The 6,645-nt window shown below is 61.0% G+C and carries 8 protein-coding genes and 1 pseudogene; 7 read left to right on the top strand and 2 right to left on the bottom strand.

The genetic code is table 11. From position 1 onward, the window contains the following. From HMPREF3138_RS26900 to HMPREF3138_RS00880, 4 genes and pseudogenes are all read left to right on the top strand, one after another. A pseudogene (locus tag HMPREF3138_RS26900) lies at window positions 1–963 on the top strand (lysine decarboxylase LdcC); the annotation flags it as partial. Between the two features lie 68 nt (window positions 964–1,031). Then, a complete protein-coding gene (dtpD, locus tag HMPREF3138_RS00890; protein ID WP_038878807.1) occupies window positions 1,032–2,483 on the top strand; it encodes a dipeptide permease DtpD in 1,452 nt (483 codons plus the stop codon). 56 nt (window positions 2,484–2,539) lie between these two features. Further along, a complete protein-coding gene (gene tilS, locus HMPREF3138_RS00885; RefSeq protein ID WP_038878810.1) occupies window positions 2,540–3,871 on the top strand; it encodes a tRNA lysidine(34) synthetase TilS in 1,332 nt (443 codons plus the stop codon). Further along, a complete protein-coding gene (locus HMPREF3138_RS00880; RefSeq protein ID WP_033649818.1) occupies window positions 3,871–4,185 on the top strand; it encodes a c-type cytochrome in 315 nt (104 codons plus the stop codon). Before tilS ends, HMPREF3138_RS00880 begins: the two co-directional genes overlap by 1 nt. Before the next feature lie 50 nt (window positions 4,186–4,235). On the opposite strand, the gene rof is transcribed toward HMPREF3138_RS00880, so the two are convergent. Both rof and HMPREF3138_RS00870 read right to left on the bottom strand, forming a co-directional pair. Beyond that, window positions 4,236–4,499, bottom strand: a complete 264-nt coding sequence (gene rof, locus HMPREF3138_RS00875; RefSeq protein ID WP_004931991.1) for a Rho-binding antiterminator — start codon at window positions 4,497–4,499, stop codon at window positions 4,236–4,238. Beyond that, window positions 4,486–4,686, bottom strand: a complete 201-nt coding sequence (locus HMPREF3138_RS00870) for a YaeP family protein (RefSeq protein WP_004931993.1) — start codon at window positions 4,684–4,686, stop codon at window positions 4,486–4,488. The genes rof and HMPREF3138_RS00870 overlap by 14 nt, the downstream gene beginning before the upstream one ends. 213 nt (window positions 4,687–4,899) lie before the next feature. On the opposite strand from HMPREF3138_RS00870, the gene HMPREF3138_RS00865 reads away from it, so the two are divergent. From HMPREF3138_RS00865 to nlpE, 3 genes are read left to right on the top strand one after another with little or no spacing between them, the layout of a single operon-like run. Next, entirely contained in the window at window positions 4,900–5,448 is a 549-nt protein-coding gene (locus tag HMPREF3138_RS00865) for a YaeQ family protein (protein WP_033649819.1), read from the top strand. A 3-nt stretch (window positions 5,449–5,451) separates the two neighbouring features. Beyond that, the gene (gene arfB / locus HMPREF3138_RS00860; RefSeq protein ID WP_028127523.1) at window positions 5,452–5,865 is read left to right on the top strand and encodes an alternative ribosome rescue aminoacyl-tRNA hydrolase ArfB; all 414 of its coding nucleotides are present in this window, start codon (window positions 5,452–5,454) and stop codon (window positions 5,863–5,865) included. 29 nt (window positions 5,866–5,894) lie between these two features. Continuing rightward, a complete protein-coding gene (nlpE, locus tag HMPREF3138_RS00855; RefSeq protein ID WP_033649820.1) occupies window positions 5,895–6,578 on the top strand; it encodes an envelope stress response activation lipoprotein NlpE in 684 nt (227 codons plus the stop codon). The last annotated feature ends 67 nt before the right edge of the window (window positions 6,579–6,645 follow it).

The following is a 6,645-nucleotide window of genomic DNA, read 5'->3' as shown; positions in this document are numbered from 1 at the left end:
TACATGATGCACACCACCACCTCGCCGCACTACGGCATCGTGGCGTCGACCGAAACCGCCGCGGCGATGATGAAAGGCAACGCCGGCAAGCGCCTGATCAACGGCTCTATCGAGCGCGCGATCAAGTTCCGCAAAGAGATCAAACGCCTGAAAGTTGAATCCGACGGCTGGTTCTTCGACGTCTGGCAGCCGGAGCATATCGATGAGCCGGAATGCTGGCCGCTGCGTTCCGACAGCGCCTGGCACGGCTTCAAGAATATTGATAACGAACACATGTATCTCGACCCGATCAAGGTCACCATTCTGACGCCGGGGATGAGCAAGGAAGGCGAGATGCAGCCGTTCGGTATCCCGGCCAGCATCGTGGCGAAATACCTCGACGAACGCGGCATCATCGTCGAGAAAACCGGGCCGTACAACCTGCTGTTCCTGTTCAGCATCGGCATCGACAAAACCAAGGCGCTCAGCCTGCTGCGCGCGATGACCGACTTCAAACGCTCGTTCGATCTGAACCTGCGGGTGAAAAACATGCTGCCTTCGCTGTATCAGGAAGCGCCTGATTTCTATGAAAACATGCGCATTCAGGATCTGGCGCAGAACATTCACCGCCTGGTGGAGCAACACAACCTGCCGGATCTGATGTATCGCGCGTTCGAAGTGCTGCCAACCATGGTGATGAACCCGTATCAGGCGTTCCAGAAAGAGCTGCACGGCGAAGTGGAAGAAGTCTATCTGGAAGAGATGGTCGGCAAGGTCAACGCCAATATGATCCTCCCATACCCACCGGGCGTGCCGCTGGTGATGCCGGGCGAAATGCTGACCGAGGAGAGCCGGCCGGTGCTGGAGTTCCTGCAGATGCTGTGCGAAATCGGCGCGCATTATCCGGGCTTTGAAACCGACATTCACGGCGCCTATCGTCAGGCGGACGGACGTTATCGGGTGAAAGTGCTGAAGGCGAAATAACCGCAGCCAATAACAGGGGAGGCGCTCGCGCTTCCCCTTTGTCGTTCACCGACTGATGGGAGACCTCCATGAAAACACCCTCACAGCCGCGCGCAATCTACTATGTCGTAGCCATACAAATTTGGGAATATTTCAGCTTTTACGGCATGCGTGCGTTACTGATTCTCTATCTGACCCACCAACTCGGCTATACCGACAGCCACGCCATCGATCTCTACAGCGCTTACGCTTCGTTAGTTTATGTCACTCCTATTTTGGGCGGCTGGCTCGCCGACCGCCTGCTGGGCAATCGCGTCGCGGTGATTGCCGGCGCGGCGCTGATGACGCTGGGGCATATCGTGCTCGGCCTGAGTGCGGTCTCCGCCCAGTCGCTCTATCTGGCGCTGGCCATCATCATCTGCGGCTACGGTCTGTTCAAATCCAATATCAGCTGCCTGCTGGGCGAGCTGTATCCGGCGCAGGACTCGCGCCGCGAAGGGGGCTTCTCGCTGCTGTACGCCGCCGGCAACGTCGGTTCCATTTTGGCGCCGATCGCCTGCGGGTTGGCGGCCGAGCGCTATGGCTGGCACGTCGGCTTTGCGTTGGCCGGGATCGGCATGTTCGCCGGCCTGGCGATCTTCCTGCTTGGCGGGCGCCACTTCCGCCATACCCGCGGCGTGAATGCACCGCTGATGCGCGCCAAAAGCCTGGGTTTGCCGCACTGGGGTTGGCTGTTGGCGGCGCTGCTGGCATCGCCGCTGTTCTTCACGCTGCTGTTTGTGCACGACTGGGCCGGCTATTTGCTCGGGCTGGTATGCGTGGCGGCGGTGGTGCTGGTGGCGCGCATTATGCTGCGTGCGGACGCCGGCCAGCGCCGGGGGCTGTGGCAGATCGCTGTGCTGATGCTGCTGGGCACGCTGTTCTGGGCTTTCGCCCAGCAGGGCGGCAGCTCCATCAGCCTGTTTATCGATCACTTCGTCGATCGGCGCTGGTTCGGCTGGACGGTGCCGACCGCGCTGTTCCAGTCGGTTAACGCCTGCGCGGTGATGCTGGGCGGCGTGGCGTTGGCATGGCTTGCGAGCGGCGACGGTACGGGCGATCGCACGCTGCGCATCTGGTGCAAGTTCGCCTTCGGTCTGCTGTTGATCGGCGTCGGCTTTACGCTGATGGCGCTCAATACGCGGCTGCACGGGCCGGGATCGATGGGGCTGATGATCGCCGGCCTGGCGGTGATGGGCTTCGCCGAACTGTTTATCGATCCGGTGGCGATGGCGCAGATCACCCGGCTGAATATCCCCGGCGCCACCGGCGTGCTGACCGGTATCTATATGCTGGCGACCGGCTCGATCGCCAACTACCTGGCGGGCATTATCGCCAATCAGACCGCCGAGGATCACATCGAGGGGGCGGCGATGCAGGCGTATGGCCGCATTTTCGCTCAGATCGGCTGGGGAGCGGCCGGATGCGCGCTGGCGGTGAGCGCGGTGCTGGGCGGCTGGTGGTTGCTGACGCGGCGCCAGGCCCGGACGGTTAATGCTTGATTGATGACGGTAGGCGGGGTTAACGTGCAGCTATGTAGAAGTGACAAAGCCTATCGATGAATACTGATCAATTAACGACGCGGGTGGCGGACCAGTTGGGCGCGCAGCAGCGGCTGCTGGTGGCGTTCAGCGGCGGCCTGGATTCCAGCGTACTGCTGCATGCGCTGGCGGAGTTGCGCCGCCAGCGTCCGGCGCTGCAGCTGCGTGCGCTGCACGTGCATCACGGCCTGAGCGCCTTTGCCGACCGCTGGGTTGAGCATTGCCGCAGCCGCTGTGCCGACTGGCAGATCCCGCTGACGGTGACGCACGTGCAGGTGGACGCCCGCCAGGGCGGTATCGAAGCGGCGGCGCGTGCGGCGCGCTATGCCGCCTTCAGCACCGCGCTGACGGAGGGCGAAGCGCTGCTCACCGCTCAACACCTCGACGATCAAAGCGAAACCTTCCTGTTGGCGCTCAAGCGCGGCAGCGGGCCGGCGGGGCTGTCGGCGATGGCGGCGCGCGCGGCGTTGGGTGAGCACCTGCTGTTGCGGCCGCTGTTGGGCTGTTCGCGTCAGACGCTGGAAAGCTATGCGCAACGCCACGCCTTAACCTGGATCGATGACGACAGCAATCAGGACACGCGCTTCGATCGCAATTTCCTGCGGTTGCAGGTGCTGCCGCAGCTCAATCAACGCTGGCCGCACTTCGCCTCGGCGGTGGCGCGCAGCGCCGGCCTGTGCGCCGAGCAGGAGCAACTGCTGGACGAACTGCTGGCGGAACCGCTGCAAAACCTGTTGGCGGCGGATCGCTCATTGGCGATTGACGGCCTGACGGACTGTTCGCCGGTGCGGCGCTTCGCCTTGCTGCGGCGCTGGATCGCGTTGTTTAACGTCGCCATGCCGGCGCGTGAGCAGCTGCAACGCCTGTGGGAGGAGGTGGCGCTCAGCCGGGAGGATGCCGAACCGCAGCTGCAGCTCGGCACCTATCAGATTCGCCGTTTCCGCGGCCGGTTGCACCTGTTGCCGCCGTTGGCGGCGCTGCGCGATGTGCATCTGCCCTGGCAGCCTGACGAGCCGCTGGCGCTGCCGGATGGGCTGGGGTGGCTTGTCGCCGGTGAGGGCGAGCTGGCGCTGCGTGCGCCGCAGCCATCGCAGCGGATCAGCATTCGTTTCGGCGGCGTGCAGGGCACGGTACGCATCGTGGGGCGCGCCCATTCGCGGCCGATAAAAAAACTGTGGCAGGAGCTGGGTATTCCGCCCTGGCAGCGTGAACGCATCCCGTTGATTTATTATGATGAGCAGCTGATCGCCGCGCTGGGCGTATTCGTCTGTGAAGCGGGGCTGGTGCCGGAAGGCGAACGCCCATGGCGGCTGCGCTGGGAAAAAAATCATAATAGCGAGGAGCAATGATGAAGTTTGTGGGGATCACGCTGTTGGCCACCGGCCTGTTCAGCCTGCCGGCGTTGGCGGCGGGGGATGCGGCCGCCGGTCAGGCGAAAGCCGCCGCCTGCGCGGCGTGCCACGGCGCGCAGGGCAAGGTGACGGTGCCGATGTACCCGAATCTGGCCGGGCAGAATGCCATGTACCTGCAGCACGCGCTGCAGGCGTATAAGAAAGGGGAGCGCAACGGCGGCCAAGCCGAGGTGATGAAGGCCTATGTGTCGGGGCTGTCGGATGACGATATCGCCGATCTGGCGGCCTTTTACGCCAGCCTGAAGCCTTAAATGACGAGGGCAGCCGTTGGGCTGCCCTGTTGGGATGGGGTTACCGCTACTCAGTCCGACAGACTGACGACCACGGTACCGATTTCCGGATGACTGAAACTGCTGATATGGTCAAGGCGCAGGTCGCGCTGTTGGCCGTTCTGTTCGATGGTCAGATACTCAACGCGTTTCTTTTGCAGCAGGTCGATCGCCTTGGCCTCGATCACTTCTCCGTCGCGTAACTCCAGCTTCAGAATAAGTTTATGCTGACAGGCGAGTTCCAGGTTGTCGTAGTCATCGCAATTGATGGGTTGGTACTCATCATTCATCAACATAGTCGCTCACCAATAAGTTAGCGGCGGCAAAGGCCGCCTGTTCCCTAACGGAGGACGGTAGCGCGTCGTTCGCTGCGACATCGTCCAATGCCTTTAACGCACAAGCCAGCGCATCAGGCACGTAGCCAAGATCTCCACTGCCAATCTCGGCGTAAGTACGGCGTACTAACTCACAGTATTGTTGCACAGTTTCCTCCCTTAAGAACCTCTGCATCATCAAGACCGCTCTCGCGATGAGGCGCAGGCTCTCGGAGTTTTATCCTATCCTAGACGACTATAGCACAGCTGTTATGGAGTTATCAGCACCCTGGCACGCCTTTCGCACTGCCGCGGCCTGGCCGCGCTGGCGGGGTTTGGCCCTGATCAAGTACACTGTCGCCGGATAATAACGAGGTCACCCATGGCGCTGAAAGCAACCATTTATAAAGCCGCGGTCAATATTGCTGATATGGATCGTCACTTCTACCACGACGCCACGCTGACGCTGGCGCAACACCCGTCCGAAAACGAGCAGCGCATGATGCTGCGCTTGCTGGCCTGGATCTGCCATGCGGACGAACGGCTGGTGTTCACCAAAGGGCTGAGCGCCGACGACGAGCCGGAGATCTGGCAGCGCAACGACCACAATGGGCTGGAAATGTGGATCGAGATGGGATTGCCCGACGAGAAGCGCATTCGCAAGGCCTGCAACCAGTCGCCGCGCGTGGTGCTGTACGCTTACGGCGAGCGCGCCGCGCACGTATGGTGGCAGGGAATGCAGGGCAAGGTGGCCGGCCACAAGAACCTGAGCGTGCGTTTTCTCGACGACGAACAGCTGGCGCGCCTGACGGCATTGGCCAGCCGCACCATGACGCTGCAGGCGACGTTGCAAGAGGGAACTATTTGGCTGTCCGATGCTCAGAATAGTCTGGAAATCCAGTTTGCCGAGTGGCAGCAGGCACAGGTGTGACCGGTGCTGGAACTGTCAAGAAACGTAGCCATACCGGATAATGAGCTGGAATTGACGGCGATCCGCGCGCAGGGCGCGGGCGGCCAGCACGTGAACAAAACCTCAACGGCGATCCATTTGCGCTTTGACATCCGGGCATCCAGCCTGCCAGAGTATTATAAGGAACGGCTGCTGGCGCTGAATCATCATCTTATTACCGCTGATGGCGTGGTGATTATCAAGGCGCAAGAGTACCGCAGCCAGGAATTGAATCGCGAAGCGGCGTTGGCCAGGCTGGCCGCGCTGATTCGGCAGGCGATGGTGGTGGAAAAAACCCGCAAGGCGACCAAGCCCACGAAAGGGGCCAAACTGCGTCGCCTGGAAGGCAAGGCGCGTAAAGGCGCCACCAAGGCGCTGCGTGGCAAGGTTCGCACTTAGGAATACATGAACACAGTAGGAGAATAACTGTGAAAAAAATTACGGTAGCCCTGTTCCTCGCGGCAGGCGCACTCTCGTTGTTGGGATGCAACAATCATTATCAACCGAAGGAACAACCGCTGCAGCCGATGCCGCAGAGCTATCAAGGGGTGTTGCCTTGCGCCGATTGCGGCGGTCTGGATACGGCGCTGTTCCTGGATGAGGACGGCACCTTCGTGCTGCAGGAAACCTATCGCGGCACCAAAGACGGCGATCAGACCTTTGCCGATTACGGTAAATGGGCGCGCACGGCGGATAAATTGGTGCTGACCGACAGCAACGGCGAAAAACGCTACTTCCGCCCGGTGGGCAAGAGCCTGGAAATGCTGGATCGCAGCGGCGTGCCGATCGAGTCCAAACTGAATTACCGCCTGGATCCGGTTGAGAAGCCGTTGCCTAAAACGCCGATGACGTTGAAAGGCAGCTACACCTATATGGCGGACGCGGCCGTCTTCAAGGACTGCGCGACCGGCAAAACCTTCCCGGTAGACAACAACATCGCGCTGGAGCAAGGTTACGCCAAAGCATATAAGACCGCCGGCGAGCCGGTATTCCTGACGTTCAGCGCGCACTTCAGCGTGCAGCCGTCGATGGAGGAAGGTCTGACCGAAAAGGCGCTGGTGCCGGACGGTAAAATCGCGTTCGACCGCAGCAAGAACTGCAGCAGCAAATAAGCGATTTCGGATATAAAAAAACCCGCCTGAGCGGGTTTTTTATTGTAAGCCTTAAACCACCTCCTAA

Origin of the sequence: Serratia sp. HMSC15F11 (assembly GCF_001808215.1) — a bacterium.
GTDB lineage: Bacteria > Pseudomonadota > Gammaproteobacteria > Enterobacterales > Enterobacteriaceae > Serratia > Serratia nevei.
Note: the sequence above shows the minus strand (reverse complement) of the source record. Positions and strands in the feature narration are given on the sequence as shown.